The sequence below is a fragment of the Vibrio sp. 10N.261.46.A3 genome (assembly GCF_041472995.1).
Taxonomy (GTDB): Bacteria; Pseudomonadota; Gammaproteobacteria; order Enterobacterales; family Vibrionaceae; genus Vibrio; species Vibrio coralliirubri.
Map to the genome: position 1 here is coordinate 23453 of NZ_JBFRRH010000007.1, position 14163 is coordinate 37615.

A 14163-nucleotide genomic window follows, 5' to 3' on the forward strand; every position below is an offset into this window, starting at 1 on the left:
GTGGCAGGGGTTGCCACCCAAACTTTTTTTTAATCCTAATACTACTTTTGTGTAGTAAGGACCATTATAGCCAAGCTTTTAGGCCATATTGACTTTCTAGCATACCAACTGCAAGCATTGCTACTAGACAGATAACTAAAACGCCAACTGGGATAACAATCTTATCTACAAATGATAGACGCTTCGCACGCTCTTTATCACCAATTAGACCGTTATTATCTAGAAGCATAGTCAGTGCCCATGCTAATACTGGGTTAACAACTGCTGAACCGAAGATACAGATACCAGCCGCTTGAGAATCTTTTGAATCCTTAACCATTTGCATACCCGCTTCAAGTAGAGGCAGAGATACACCTACAAGTAGCGCAACACGCATCACTGGTGGCCATACTGCTACATCCATTGGGAAACCAAGAATCGCAACAATAATACATAGAGAACCAAGCAAGATTGCGCCGCCGGGAATTGGACGTTTCGCGATTGCTGCTGGGATCATGTACGTACCCCAAGAAGATGTGATGTTACCACCACCAACCGCTGTACCCACCATTTGACGAACAGAACACATAGTCATTGTGTCATCTACGTCCATAAGCACTTTTTCAGAACGTTTAGGGTAGTTAAGTTCTTGGAAGATACGGTGACCTAGGAAGTCAGGTGACCACATTGCTACAGCAAGGATTGCAAATGGTAGAGATGCAATGAAGTGTTCAACGTTTGGCAAGCCAAGCATCCAACCTTCAGAAGTAGAACCCCACCAGTAAACTGGGTTTAGGTTTGGAATGCCCATTTCAGTTTCGAATACGATGTCGAAGCCAGCACCTAATACTAATGCAATAGCAAGGCCAGTGAATGCACACACTGGAATAGCTAACCAACGCTTGTTCACTTTTGCTAGGAAAGCGTAGATAGCAATAGTAATAGCAAGAACGATTAAACCAACGTAACCCATGCTGCCCGCTTCAACAGTAGAAGATTGAAGACCAACCGCCCATTCTTGAATCGAGTTGATTTGGCTCATGGTACCCGTTAGGCCTAAGAAGATAAGCAAGCCACCCGCGGTACCTTCCGAAGTAAGGTTAACCAGCTTGGAGCCGCCTTTTAGGAAACTTAGGATTAGACCGAAGATACCGATAAGGATTGCCAATGCAAGAGGGTGAGCACCAGCGAGAGCGATGGTACCAATAAGAGGAATCATTGGGCCGTGGTTACCGGCAAGGTTTGCTTTAGGGTTAAAAAAACCAGAAGCAAGGATACAGAACAGCAGTGCAGGGATAAGCATTTCTACACGAGCGACTTCAATCGCAAACTCTTTACCAAGGTTTACGTGATCCCAAGCTTGAGTTAGGCCATCAGCCCAAGACATCATTACTGCAGAGTACATCGCGATGATACCAATGGTACCAGCAAGTGCAGGAACAAGGTCTTCAAGTTCAAAGCGGAAGTCACGACCTGGAAGGTTTAGACCGAAGCGGCGAGGCTTCATGATTTGAAGCTCGTGATCTAGATAATCTGAGCGGCTCTCAAATTCAGAAGCAGGGCGGTGTAGCTCTTTATAGCTTTTCTCTTCTACTTCAGAGTTCGCATTGTTCACAACGTCTGACATAGATTCCTCATATTTTATGTTAGTAATTCTAAAATTGAATTCTATAAGTTCGCGTAATTGCGTTATTTCTTAGTTATAACTCATTAACATTATGTTGCACGATTTTGATGTGCTTTATGCAGCTAAGTTAAAAGAAATGTTTGGCATTTTTCATGCCTTATTCTTTGCTGAGGAGTCTAACAAGCTTACCCTTTAGGGTGATTGATCTTGATCACTTTATGAGTGTATGTGAAAGAAAGCTACAAAACGCAGCGATTCATTAACTTCCCATTGATGAATCGTGTAATTAGTTTTCACAAACTGTCGTTTTCTTATCTTCTCCGAGCCTTTACCGCTATGGCATTGGCTGAACGCTTTATGTTTACTGAGTTATCTCACTATTACTCGCTTGCCCCACGCTCTGAGTAAAATACTTACAATGTAATAACCTTAAAATAACTGTGCCTTATGGTGAGGGCAGTGTGCTGAATGTGTGCGCTATATTTTGTCGACAGTAATGTTTATAAGTTCACAAAACGTGTTTTTCTTGTGAGACATCCAGCTACGAGAATCTCATTTTGATTAACTTTATTTAAACAATGTAAGGGGTGTAATTACAGCTTATTGATAGAACCCATTCATTAAATTGAGGCGAAAACGCTACCTTTTGCATAATAAGTCAGAGTGAATCGCTATTTATTCCAAATTATTAGGTTAATAATTTGTTGCATGTTATTCCGTGTGGTGCTAGTTTGTATCGCATGAAAAGGTCGGAGTACCTTGCATTTTCACAAACTTGGGAGAGAAAGCGCATGAAAGATGTACCAGCGCTGGACATAAAGGATCTACACAAAACGTTTGGTCAAAATGAAGTTTTAAAGGGAATTTCACTTTCTGCGCATAAAGGCGATGTAGTATCGATTATCGGATCTTCAGGGTCGGGTAAAAGTACTTTCCTTAGATGTATCAACCTTTTAGAGACACCTACCGCAGGCGAGATTTGGGTTAATGGCGAATTAATTCAAATGAAAAACAACCGCCAAGGTGTTTCTGTTCCTGCCAATGAAAAACAAGTACAGCGAATCCGTTCTCGTCTGGCGATGGTTTTTCAGGGTTTCAATCTGTGGTCTCACCTGACCGTTCTCGAAAATGTTATCGAAGCGCCTGTTCACGTCTTAGGCGTACCTAAAGCACAAGCGATTGAAAATGCAGAGTTACTACTTAAGAAAGTAGGGCTGTATGAGCGTAAAGATTACTACCCGGGTCATTTGTCTGGCGGCCAACAACAGCGTGCTGCTATTGCGCGAGCGCTAGCGGTTGATCCTGAAGTTATGCTGTTTGATGAACCTACATCGGCATTAGACCCTGAGTTAGTAGGCGAAGTGCTTGGTGTAATGCGCGATCTAGCAGAAGAGGGAAGAACCATGCTTGTGGTAACGCACGAAATGGCTTTTGCTCGTGACGTATCTAACCATGTGATGTTCTTGCATCAAGGTCTAGTGGAAGAACAGGGCGATCCAGCTAAACTGTTTACGGAACCTGAATCTGAGCGTTTACAACAATTTATCTCATCGATTTACTAATCAGAATTGAAATGCCGTTGCCAAGGTACACTGCGACGGTGTGAACAATAAAACACAACAAGTAAGTTAATAAGTAACAACAAACACAATATTAAAACTAGCAAAACATAAAAACCTAAATCACAGGAGTAGGGATATGAAAAAGTGGTTATTAGTCGCGGCACTTGCTGCAACTGCTGCAACGGGCGTAGCTCAAGCAAAAGAATGGAAAACAGTACGTTTCGGTATTGAAGGTGCTTACCCTCCATTTAGCTGGACAGAAGCTGACGGTTCACTGAAAGGCTTCGATGTCGATATGGCTAACGCGCTTTGTACTGAAATGCAGGTGCAGTGTAAGATCGTTGCACAAGATTGGGATGGTATTATTCCTTCTCTACTTGCTCGTAAATATGATGCGATCATCGCGGCAATGTCTATCACGGAAGAGCGTAAGAAAAAGATCGACTTCACTGGTAAATACGCACTTATCCCAAACAATTTCATCGCTAAGAAAGGTGCTGACCTTAACTTTGATGATCTAAGTGGTAAAAAGATTGCCGTTCAACGTGCAACAACGCACGATAAGTACCTAACAGACAACTACGGTGACACAGTAGAAATCGTTCGTTACGGTTCATTCGATGAAGCTTACCTTGATCTAGCTAACGGTCGTGTTGCAGCGGTACTGGGTGATGCATCTGCTCTAGAAGAAGGCGTACTAAACAAAGCTGGTGGTGAAGACTACGAGTTTGTTGGTCCATCACTAACCGATCCTAAGTGGTTCGGTGAAGGTTTTGGTATTGCTCTACGTAAGCAAGACAAAGATCTGACTAAGCAATTAGATGCTGCAATCCTTTCACTACGTGAAAAAGGCATCTACCAAGAGATCGCTGCTAAATACTTCAACTACGACGTATACGGTGAGTAATCTCTAGCATCACTTCTTAAGGGAGAGGTTCTCCTCTCCCTGTCTTACCAACTTTTTCGCAGTTCTGTTGGAATTCATTATGTTTGATTTACAAGGATATGAAGCGTCGATCCTGAAAGGGGCGGTGCTCACAATCGAAGTTGCCTTGCTGTCGCTAATTTTAGCTATGGTTCTTGGTATGCTAGGTGCCTTAGCAAAACTAGCGCCTTATCGCTGGGCTCGTGCTATAGCAACCCTCTACACAACCGTTATTCGAGGCATTCCTGATCTCGTCTTGATGATGCTGATTTTCTTTGGTGGACAAATCCTTTTAAACAACAGTTTGTATTCCATCAATGAGTGGCTCAATGAGTGGTTCACATCAAGTGATCCTAACCACGAATGGACCGCTTACTTACCTGATTATATTGATGTCAGTCCATTTGTTGCTGGTGTCTTAACCATTGGCTTCATCTTTGGCGCTTACATGGCTGAAACCTTCCGTGGTGCGATCATGGCGGTTGATAGCGGTGAAATGGAAGCAGCAAAGGCCTATGGAATGGGCCCTGTTCTAGCGTTCCGTCGTATTCTATTACCGCAAATGATTCGTCACGCACTGCCGGGTTTTGGTAACAACTGGTTAGTTTTACTTAAAACTACCGCGCTGGTTTCCATTATTGGCCTAGAAGATATGGTGCGTGTTAGCGCACTGGCGGCGGGTTCAACCAAAATGCCATTTACCTTTTATATGACAGTGGCGATTATCTTCTTATTCTTCACCAGTGTTTCGACGGGCTTACTTAAGCTGGTTGAACGTAAATTCAGTATCCACGCGAGGTAGTTATGGACTTTTCATTGATAATTGAAAGCCTACCGATTTACCTTGGTGGTTTATGGACAACGGCTTGGATGGTTTGTGTCGCTTTGATTATTGGCTTATTTGTCGCCATACCATTAGCGATCGCTCGTAACAGCCCAAATATGCTGATTAATGCTCCGGCTTGGTCATTCATCTATTTCTTCCGTGGTACGCCATTACTGGTTCAGCTGTACCTGATTTACTACGGTATGGACCAATTCTTCCCAGTAAAAGACACGCTATGGGAAAACGCTTGGTTCTGTGCTCTGGTAGCATTCATTCTTAACACATCAGCATATACAGCAGAGATCATTCGCGGTGCCATTAACGGCTTACCGAAAGGTGAAGTTGAAGCAGCAAAAGCGTACGGCATGAGCACACCAAAGACTTACCGCCGCATCATTTTGCCAAGTGCTCTACGTCGTGCACTGCCGGCTTACAGTAACGAAGTTATCTTCATGCTTCACGGCTCTGCGGTAGCTGGTATCGTAACCATTATGGATCTAACCGGTGCTGCTCGTTTGGTTAACTCTCGTTACTATGCCCCATTCGAGTCTTTCCTAACTGCAGGTCTGTTCTACATGGCGCTAACGTTTATCATCATCGCGATTTTCAAATTCGCAGAGAAGCGTTTCCTTGCTTACCTAAGACCCCTTAGCTAACCGCACGGTATCCATACAGTTAACAAAACGGCGCTCATTGAGCGCCGTTTTTATTTTCAGACTTTGTTGTTTACTTAAACGTCGACCAAATTGGAGCGTGGTCTGACGGTTTTTCAATGCCGCGTAGCTCGTAATCGATGCCAGCTTCAGTACACTTATCAGCAAGCTTTTGAGTCGCAAGGACTACATCAATACGCAGGCCGCGGTTGTCCACGAAACCTTTTGAGCGGTAATCAAACCACGAGTATTGATCATTCACTTCAGGGTGCAGCAGGCGGAAGCTGTCTACAAAGCCCCAGTCCATCAATGTTTTCAACCATTCGCGCTCTTCTGGTTGGAAAGAACACTTACCTGTTTTTAACCAACGTTTCGCATTAGGTTCACCAATGCCGATGTCTGCGTCGATAGGGCTGATATTAATGTCGCCCATCACAATCACTTGCTCATCTTTGTTGTGATAGTCGTTTAGGTAAGTCATTAAGTCTTTGTAGAACTGGCGTTTGTACGGGTATTTTGTTTCATGCTTGATGTTATCCCCTTGAGGGAAATAGCCATTTAGCACGGTAACCTTTTCACCATTTTCATCTTCAAACGTCGCCATGATCATGCGCTTTTGATGATCTTCATTATCTGTTGGGAAACCCTTCTGCACAGAGATAGGCTCTTGCTTACACAACATCGCCACACCGTAGTGTGCTTTTTGGCCGTGGAAGTAAACCTTGTAGCCCATTGCTTCAACATCAGCAATTGGGAAGGCTTCATCGTGCACTTTTATCTCTTGCAGACCAATCACGTCGGGTTGGTGTTTGTCGATAATAGCTTGCAGTTGGTGAAGGCGGGCTCTAAGACCGTTGATGTTGAAGCTAATTACTTTCATTTGTTTTTATACCTCTCGTAAACCTTTGTCACTGCTTGTTTTTAAAGGTTTTTGATTTGGTGGATTTTATGGTTCATCGTATTTAACCATGCTTAATAATTTCTGTCGCCACTTTGTAGAGACAAAATGGCGACATTAAATGATGTGAATACTTACAGTTACGTAGAATCTATTGAGTCTTTAGTAAATCCAAAAAGAACGCGTATTCAAGTGCGTCTTCTTTTAATCGTTTAAATCGACCAGAAGCGCCACCGTGACCGGCTTCCATATCGGTTTTGAACAGCAACACGTTGTTGTCTGTTTTCATCTCACGCAACTTCGCTACCCATTTCATTGGCTCAAAGTACTGTACTTGTGAGTCATGGAGGCCTGTCGTTACCAACATGTTCGGGTAGCTTTGTACCTTAATGTTGTCGTATGGTGAGTACCCCAGCATGTAATCGTAGTAGGCTTTATCGTTTGGGTTGCCCCATTCGTCATATTCATTGGTGGTTAGAGGAATCGATTCATCGAGCATGGTTGTCACAATGTCTACAAACGGAACATGTGCACCAATACCACGGTACAGTTCAGGTGCTTGGTTGATGATTGCTCCCATCAATAGACCGCCAGCAGACCCCCCAACAGCGAACACTTTATCTTTTGCGCCGTAGCCTTCTTCAACAAGCCCTTTGGTTACATCGATAAAGTCGTTGAACGTGTTTTGTTTGGTCAGTTTTTTTCCATCTTCATACCAAGGGCGACCAAGCATTTCTGAACCGCGGACATGTGCGATGGCATAAACAAAACCTCTATCCAGTAGGCTTAGGCGAGTTGAGCTGAAGGTAGGTTCAATCGTAGAGCCGTAAGACCCGTAGCCGTATTGGTAGATTGGATTAGTGCCGTCTTTCTTGAATAAATTTTTGCGATAAACCAAAGACACAGGAACTTGCTTACCATCGCGAGCCGTAACCATGATTCGCTCTGATTGGTAGTTATCCGCTTCGAAATCACCTAAGACGGGTGTTTGCTTCATGAGCTCGGATTCACCTGTACTTAGGTCAAAATCATAGTAAGTACCTGGCGTGGTTAAGCTGCTGTAATAGATACGAACTTTTGAGTTATCTAATTCATAGTTACTCGTTAGGTAAGCGGCAAATGCGGTGTCGTTAAATTCAAGTGGGAACTCGTTGCCTGTTGAGAGTTGGCGAACTTTCACTTTAGACAAGCCATCCGCGCGTTGCTCGTAAACAAGATGGTCATCAAACAACTCGAAATCAACAAGCTGAGTATTATCGTCCGCTGGGATGACATCGACCCATTTTGAGCGGTCATGCATCTCTTCGGCGGTGACTTTCATTAAACGGAAGTTGACCGCTTGGTAGTTGGTGTAGATGTAATACCAATCACCTAGCTTAGCGATGCTGTACTCTATGCCTGTCTCTTTTGGGTAGAAAGCCTCAGCTGTAGCCTTTGGGTTGTTGGCATCAATGACTGAAACACCGCTGGTTTCTGTGCTCGAGTGCCAAATGTAGACCTGTTCACCATCTTTGCTTTTACTTAAAGAGGTGTAGTAAGCGCTATCGGTTTCTTCGTAGATTAACTCATCGCTTGCCTGATCTGTGCCTAAAACGTGGCGGTAAACTTGATAACCCAGCAATGTTTGTGGATCTTTTTTGATGTAGTAGAAGGCTTGGTTATCGTTTTGCCACGCGATAGCACTTGAAGCGCCTTCAATTTCATCTTTTAGGTATTCACCTGTTGTAAGGTCTTTGATCTTGATGGTGTAAATTCGTCGGCTCAGCGTATCTTCACCATAGGCCAACAAGTTTTCGTCTGGGCTGATCGTTAAGCCACCAATACTGAAAAACTCATGTTCTTTTGCTAGCTCGTTAACATCTAAGATGACTTGCTTGTCTGTGCCTAAAAAGTTTTTTTCACGCAGGTGAACTGGGTATTCGTTGTCACCTGTGACCTTATTCGAGTAGTAGTAACTGCCTTTGCGAACCGGTACCGAATTGTCGTCTTTGGCGATTCGGCCTTTAATCTCTTCAAATAATTGTTTTTGTGCTGTTTCTGTATGTTTCAGCACTGTATCTGCGTACTGATTCTCTTGTTCAAGTTGTTGCAAGATCTCTGGATCTTGGCGTGCATCATCGCGCATCCAATAGTAATCATCGATTCGGGTTTCACCATGAATCGTCATTGCGTGAGGGACTTTCTTAGCAACAGGTGCTTGGGTTTGCTGAGCGACGAGTTGTGATTGAGAGTAGTGGTTCATGGTTGAGATTCCTTGATTGCTGCATCCGGCGACAAGCGCTATTGATACGGCTAATGTGGTTAAAGCGAAACGCATCTGTATGTCCTTAGTGTGCACCTTACTCTTTTTGATGCTAGCATCCTTTGTTGGTTGGGTATCTTCCAGTGATATTATTTATCATTGGATTCTGGATATGCACCTTCATCGTAAGTGTCTGTTATTGTTTTCAAAAAATCAAAGTAATGTTAAATGAAATTACTGATACGTGAGAGTGGAAGGAATAAATGTGCAACAAAAAGGGACACACTTTTCAGTATGTCCCTTTCCTTTGTTTGGGCAGGATTCGAGCTTAAATAGCCAATGGCATTTCGTTTGAGTGGTCAGGTTTACGATTAACCCAACGTAAACCAAGCATAGCGATGAATGACATAGCAATCATCAGGCAACCGAGTGGCAGTTGGTCTTGAGCCGGAAAAAACGATGCCAATAGTGTTGCGATGCCAGCACCTAGGTTTTGCATGCCACCTAAAATCGCGCCTCCAGTGCCTGCGTGGTACGGGAATGGCGAAAGTGCCCCTGTTGTCGCTGCTGGGAATAAGATGCCAGCGCCCAAGAAGTAAATGGTTGCACCGCCAATCAGAGTCAGTGCTGTTGTTTGACCAAACAGGCCCGGTATCAACACCACTGTTGAGCCTACCAATATAGCAACTAGACCAACATTCAGTGCGCGGCGCTCAGAGCGACGTTGTGCGATGTAACTAGATAAGCCAGCACCGACTAAGTAACCCGGAATAGGCAAGACAAACAACAAGCTTACTGTCGTTGCCGGTAAGCCAAGCACGCCACCAAGCAACACACCTGCAGCTGCTTCAAATACGGCTACACCAGCAAATGTTGCGACCAATACCAATAAGAAACCTTGGAAACGTTTATCAGACAGAACGAATTTGTAGCTGTTGGCAACCGATTCATGCTTGCGTCGTTCTTTCGGCAATGTTTCCATCATGCTCGTCATCATAGTGATCACAACAGCAATGCCGAACAGTGCAAGGAACAAGTAGCTAGAACGCCAGCCGAAAACTTCGGTTAGGTAACCACCCAGTACAGGAGCCATCAATGGTGAGAAAATCACACACATGCTAATCAAGCTGTTTGCACGGTGCAGTTCTGCGCCTTCAAAACAGTCGCGAGTCAATGTACGAGACATCGCACCACCACAACCGATGCCCAAACCTTGGATAAAGCTGCCCGCTAAGAACCATTCATATTCGTGAGCGAACAATGCTACCAAAGTACCGATGATGTAGATGATCAAACCAATCACGATGATCGGTTTACGACCTAGGCGATCAGAAAGTGGGCCGTAGACAAATTGTGACAGACCATAAGGGATCAAGTAACACGCCATCACCGCTTGCAGTGAAGATGCCGAAACTAAGAACTCACCTGCCATATGACCGATAGAAGGCACGTACATCGTTTGAGTCATTTGACCTACGGCAGTCAGAATAGCGATTAAAAAGGTAAGTTTCGCTAATGGAAACGAGGCGGACATTTGCGTATCTCTCCAAAAATTAAGACGTAAAAAGCCTTAGCGCTCCATTAAAGGAGAGCCAAATGAATAAAGTGTTCAGGGAATCTAGGCGCGAGATATTAGAGCTTGATTGCAGGCTTAGCAATCAAAAAGTGTGAAGTTGAGCAAGATAAAAATCTATAACTTGGATTATAAAAACTAATCCGAAATCACTGCATTTTAAAGAGAGAGAGGGTGGAGTGGGCTTCCTTTAAATATCGCTGTTTTGGCTATGTCCAAAGCGCTAAAACCTAAGCAACATAGCCAATGATTATATGAGTACATCACTTTAAATCACAGAAAAAAGGAAGAAAACACGCTCTATTAACATTTGTGTAAACTTTCGTTTTATATGTAAGCAATTTGTGCTGTAATTATCCGCTAAGCTATTCGTCTAACTCATTTACGTTGTGTACAACAATTCGTTGTCGATGTGATAGTTATGGTTATGGAAGTCTTTTGGCTTAAATAAGGATATTAAATGCGCTCTCTATCGGTACAGTGGAAAATAACCCTCTTGGCAGGTTGTTGTTTAATCATTACGTCACTGTCTCTTATTGGTTTCTCGATCTACAACGCAACGAGCAATCAACAAGTCATCAAATCTCAAAGTTCAGAATCAGTTATCAATAAAACTCAGCAGCTGCTGGCGTCTGTTTCTCAGCTTAATGCTCAAGAAACTCAACGTTATGTAGACGAAGCTATTTACCGCGCAGAGATGCTTGCGGCCAGTGCTCAGTTTCTAAAAAACAATGCAGACGAAAACTTTACGCCAAGTGAAGAGCTTCGTACCGCCTTGGATGAAATGGTTCGTCGCTCGGTTCTAAATTTCGACTCTATTCAAGGATCGTATCTAGTTTTCAAGCCTGATTTACTCGATAGCGAAGATGCAAATTATGTCGATGCTGACTATGTTGGCTCTAACGAAAAAGGTCGTTTTGCTCCTTATTGGAAGGTGGCAGATAACGGTGAAAATGTTCTAGCGAACGTTCTTTCAGAATCTATCTTGAATGATGACAGCAATAGCGAACGTTTTTATTGTCCTTTGTCTTCAGGGCAAACATGTATTAGTACGCCGAGAGTTGTGAACAGCGGTGGTGTAGCACTACTTACGTCCTCTATTTCGGTACCCATCTTAGTCGACGATGTCGCGATTGGTTTTCTTGGTATAGATTTAAGACTCGATGGTTTAACCAGTGTGATTACTCAATCTGACCAGAGCTTGTTTAACGGTGCGGGCAAAGCTTACGTGGTTAGTCTAGATGGTTCAGTCATCGCTTCTGATGATTCAAGCATTGCAGTCGGTTCAACCTTCCAAAGTGACAATACAAACAGTGATTTAATGACCGACTTTATCTTTGGTGGTGAAGTGACAACGCAATGGAGCGAGAACGGTGAGTGGTTACTTGCCTTTGCACCTGTTGTTGCGGCTAACCAAACTTGGGGTGTGTTGTTCGAGATCCCGAGAGAGAGCGTCGTCGCTGATGCCAACAAATTGGATTCCATCATTAGTACTAAGCTAAGTGAAGGCATCAAGACGGAAATAATTGCAGGTACCGTATTCATTTTGTTCGGTTTAGCTATTATCGCATTTGCTTCCCTTTCAATTGTGAAGCCTATTCGACAAGTGGTCGAGCGACTTAATGATATTGCTTCTGGTGAAGGGGATTTGACACAGCGTTTAGAGGTTAAGTCTCAAGACGAAATAGGTCAGTTATCTAAAGGGTTCAACTTATTCTTAGATAAGCTACAACACACGATCAAAGAAGTCATTCACACCACTGAACAAGTGGCGAGTACGACAAGCCAGGCTAAAGCATCGGCATCAAGCACTCGAGAAAGCAGTGAATCTCAATTTAAAGAAGTGGATCTTGTGGCAACAGCGGCCGAAGAGATGACTCAAACCGCGGGCTTAGTGGTACAAAATGCAGAAGTGGCGGTTGATGCTGCTTGTGAAGCGAATCGTTCTGCTCAACAAGGGCAACAAGTCATCGAACTTTCAGCCGGTGAAATGAGAAAGCTGGTGGAACGTATGTCGAGTGCTGTTCCTATTGTTGAAGAGTTGGCCAAAAATAACGGAAACATCACCGAGATCTTAAGTGTTATTGAAGGGATCTCTGAGCAAACTAACTTACTGGCATTGAACGCGGCGATTGAAGCGGCTCGTGCTGGCGAACAAGGTCGTGGCTTTGCTGTTGTTGCGGATGAGGTAAGAAACCTCGCAAGTCGCACACAGTCATCGGTTGGTGAGATCAGAGCGGTGATCGACAAGGTTCATGCTGGAACTCAAGATGTCGTTGAAGCGATACAAGAAGGCAATATACTTGCAAATGACACAGCACTGCACGTTCAGAAAGCAGTTGAAGATCTGGGGTCGATCTTTACTTCTATTGAGGCGATTAGTGATATGAACAGTCAGATCGTTCGAGCAGCTGAAGAGCAACAATCGGTTTCCGGTGAAGTAAATCAAAGCGTGGTTAATATTCGCGATTTGAGTGCGAAGATCTTGGAGCAAGCCGCGGCTTCTGAGCAAGTCGGCAATGAAATTGACCAACTGTCTCAACAACAACAGAAATTGGTCAATCAGTTCAAGGTATAGTTGTTCAAGGTATAAGCATTAAGCCTTAACCAATTCTTGAATAGAAAAAGGGACAAATGAAGATTTCATTTGTCCCTTTTTTAATTGTTTCTCTAGAAGCTAGTCAATAACCAGCGGTTGACGCTGCTTACTCTTCGATAAACCAGTAGCCTTTGTTGACCAATTCAGTCACGACAGTTATGCCCGAAGGAGATAGGGCAGTAGCCGAGGTAATCATGGTCTCATCGCAAAGTATTCTGAGTAACGAAGAATCCGCTTCATCAACCTTAACCACTTCGCCATTGATGTAAGCCGTGTTGCTTTCATTTTCGTGGTAGAGCGCTTTTAAGCCTGATACTCGGTGAATCTCACCTTCAGATTCTAAGTGTTGAGCGATCTCTTCTTGAGTCCATAGTGGCTCAGGAGCAACGATATCAAGTTGGTGACGTGATTGGCTTAGCAGACAGCCCATGAATTCACTGATGGTTTCAGGTTGCTCTAATGCAGATTTCAACATGTCAGTGAGGTTGCTTAAATCCGATGAACGAATCTTTCCGTAGCCTTCTTGCGTTTTAAATTCTGGATCATGCAGGTGTACATCACCCATATCATGAGCGAGTACAAAATCGGCAAAGTTGCTGATCAGCTCTTGTTCTTTAGGAGAGCGGTAGCCAATAGAGTAGCTCATTGACGGCTCTAACGTGTTCCCTTCATGAGGGAAACCCGGTGGGATATAAAGGATATCGCCCGGCTCTAAAGTTTCATCAATGATCGGGTCAAAACCTTCAATTTGACGAAGTGCAGACGCTTGAACAGTCTCTTTGTATTGGCCAATATCTTTAGCGCCAACCTTCCATTGACGTTTGCCTTGACCTTGAATAATGAAGACATCGTATTGATCAATATGTGGGCCTACGCCGCCTTCTGGCGCTGAGTAGCAGATCATGAGATCGTCGAATAACCAGTTTGGTAACGCTTGGAACGCCTCAGTCAGCTGATTTGCGCCTTGGTGCCAGTGGTTCGCTGCTTGAACGATCAGTTGCCAATGACTTTCGGTTAATTCGCCAAATTTTTCTTCAGAGAATGGGCCGTGTTCTGCAGTCCACTGATTGTCGAGGTTAGAGACAAAGCGAGAATCCACTTCTTCTTCCATCGATAAACCAGCAAGTTCTTCCGGCGAAATTGGGTCGACGAAGTTTTGGAAGCCACCCTTTAAGATGGTTGGTTTTTTATGCCAGTAGTTTTCAAGAAACTCGGGCATAGAAAAGCTAAGTTGGTACATGTGAATCCTGTATATTTTTATGCTAGATGCTAGATGCTA

General features: G+C 43.8%; 10 protein-coding genes. 5 read left to right on the plus strand and 5 right to left on the minus strand.

Going from position 1 to position 14163, the window contains the following annotated elements; translation table 11 throughout:
* Nucleotides 1-64: 64 nt before the first annotated feature.
* The gene (locus AB4484_RS02555; protein WP_048616229.1) at nt 65-1606 is read right to left on the minus strand and encodes a DUF3360 family protein; all 1542 of its coding nucleotides are present in this window, start codon (nt 1604-1606) and stop codon (nt 65-67) included.
* 791 nt (nt 1607-2397) lie between these two features.
* Between AB4484_RS02555 and AB4484_RS02560 the strand changes: the two genes are divergently transcribed.
* The 4 genes from AB4484_RS02560 (at nt 2398) to AB4484_RS02575 (ending at nt 5575) form a co-directional block, all read left to right on the plus strand.
* Nucleotides 2398-3168 carry an ABC transporter ATP-binding protein gene (locus AB4484_RS02560; protein ID WP_004736532.1) on the plus strand — a complete coding sequence of 257 codons (771 nt, stop codon included), beginning with the start codon at nt 2398-2400 and terminating at the stop codon, nt 3166-3168.
* 136 nt (nt 3169-3304) lie between these two features.
* Nucleotides 3305-4075: an ABC transporter substrate-binding protein gene (locus AB4484_RS02565; RefSeq protein ID WP_017066930.1), complete on the plus strand. Its 771-nt coding sequence runs from the start codon at nt 3305-3307 to the stop codon at nt 4073-4075.
* Nucleotides 4076-4154: 79 nt separating this feature from the next.
* The gene (locus AB4484_RS02570; protein ID WP_017066929.1) at nt 4155-4895 is read left to right on the plus strand and encodes an ABC transporter permease; all 741 of its coding nucleotides are present in this window, start codon (nt 4155-4157) and stop codon (nt 4893-4895) included.
* Between the two features lie 2 nt (nt 4896-4897).
* The gene (locus tag AB4484_RS02575) at nt 4898-5575 is read left to right on the plus strand and encodes an ABC transporter permease (protein WP_017062123.1); all 678 of its coding nucleotides are present in this window, start codon (nt 4898-4900) and stop codon (nt 5573-5575) included.
* A 70-nt stretch (nt 5576-5645) separates the two neighbouring features.
* Here AB4484_RS02575 and xthA read toward each other — a convergent pair whose 3' ends face one another.
* The 3 genes from xthA to emrD all read right to left on the minus strand — a co-directional run bounded on the left by xthA (nt 5646) and on the right by emrD (nt 10246).
* Nucleotides 5646-6452, minus strand: coding sequence for an exodeoxyribonuclease III (gene xthA / locus AB4484_RS02580; RefSeq protein ID WP_010437369.1), 807 nt, complete (start codon nt 6450-6452; stop codon nt 5646-5648).
* A 169-nt stretch (nt 6453-6621) separates the two neighbouring features.
* Complete coding sequence (locus AB4484_RS02585) at nt 6622-8712, minus strand: S9 family peptidase (protein WP_372076276.1); 2091 nt, start codon at nt 8710-8712, stop codon at nt 6622-6624.
* 328 nt (nt 8713-9040) lie between these two features.
* On the minus strand, nt 9041-10246 hold the full coding sequence (gene emrD, locus AB4484_RS02590; RefSeq protein WP_017065927.1) for a multidrug efflux MFS transporter EmrD: 1206 nt from the start codon (nt 10244-10246) through the stop codon (nt 9041-9043).
* A 499-nt stretch (nt 10247-10745) separates the two neighbouring features.
* On the opposite strand from emrD, the gene AB4484_RS02595 reads away from it, so the two are divergent.
* Nucleotides 10746-12863 carry a methyl-accepting chemotaxis protein gene (locus AB4484_RS02595; protein WP_372076272.1) on the plus strand — a complete coding sequence of 706 codons (2118 nt, stop codon included), beginning with the start codon at nt 10746-10748 and terminating at the stop codon, nt 12861-12863.
* A gap of 127 nt (nt 12864-12990) precedes the next feature.
* Here the strand turns inward: AB4484_RS02595 and AB4484_RS02600 are convergent, their stop codons facing one another.
* Nucleotides 12991-14124 (minus strand): JmjC domain-containing protein, encoded by a 1134-nt coding sequence (locus AB4484_RS02600; RefSeq protein WP_372076274.1) that lies wholly within the window; start codon nt 14122-14124, stop codon nt 12991-12993.
* Nucleotides 14125-14163: the final 39 nt, after the last annotated feature.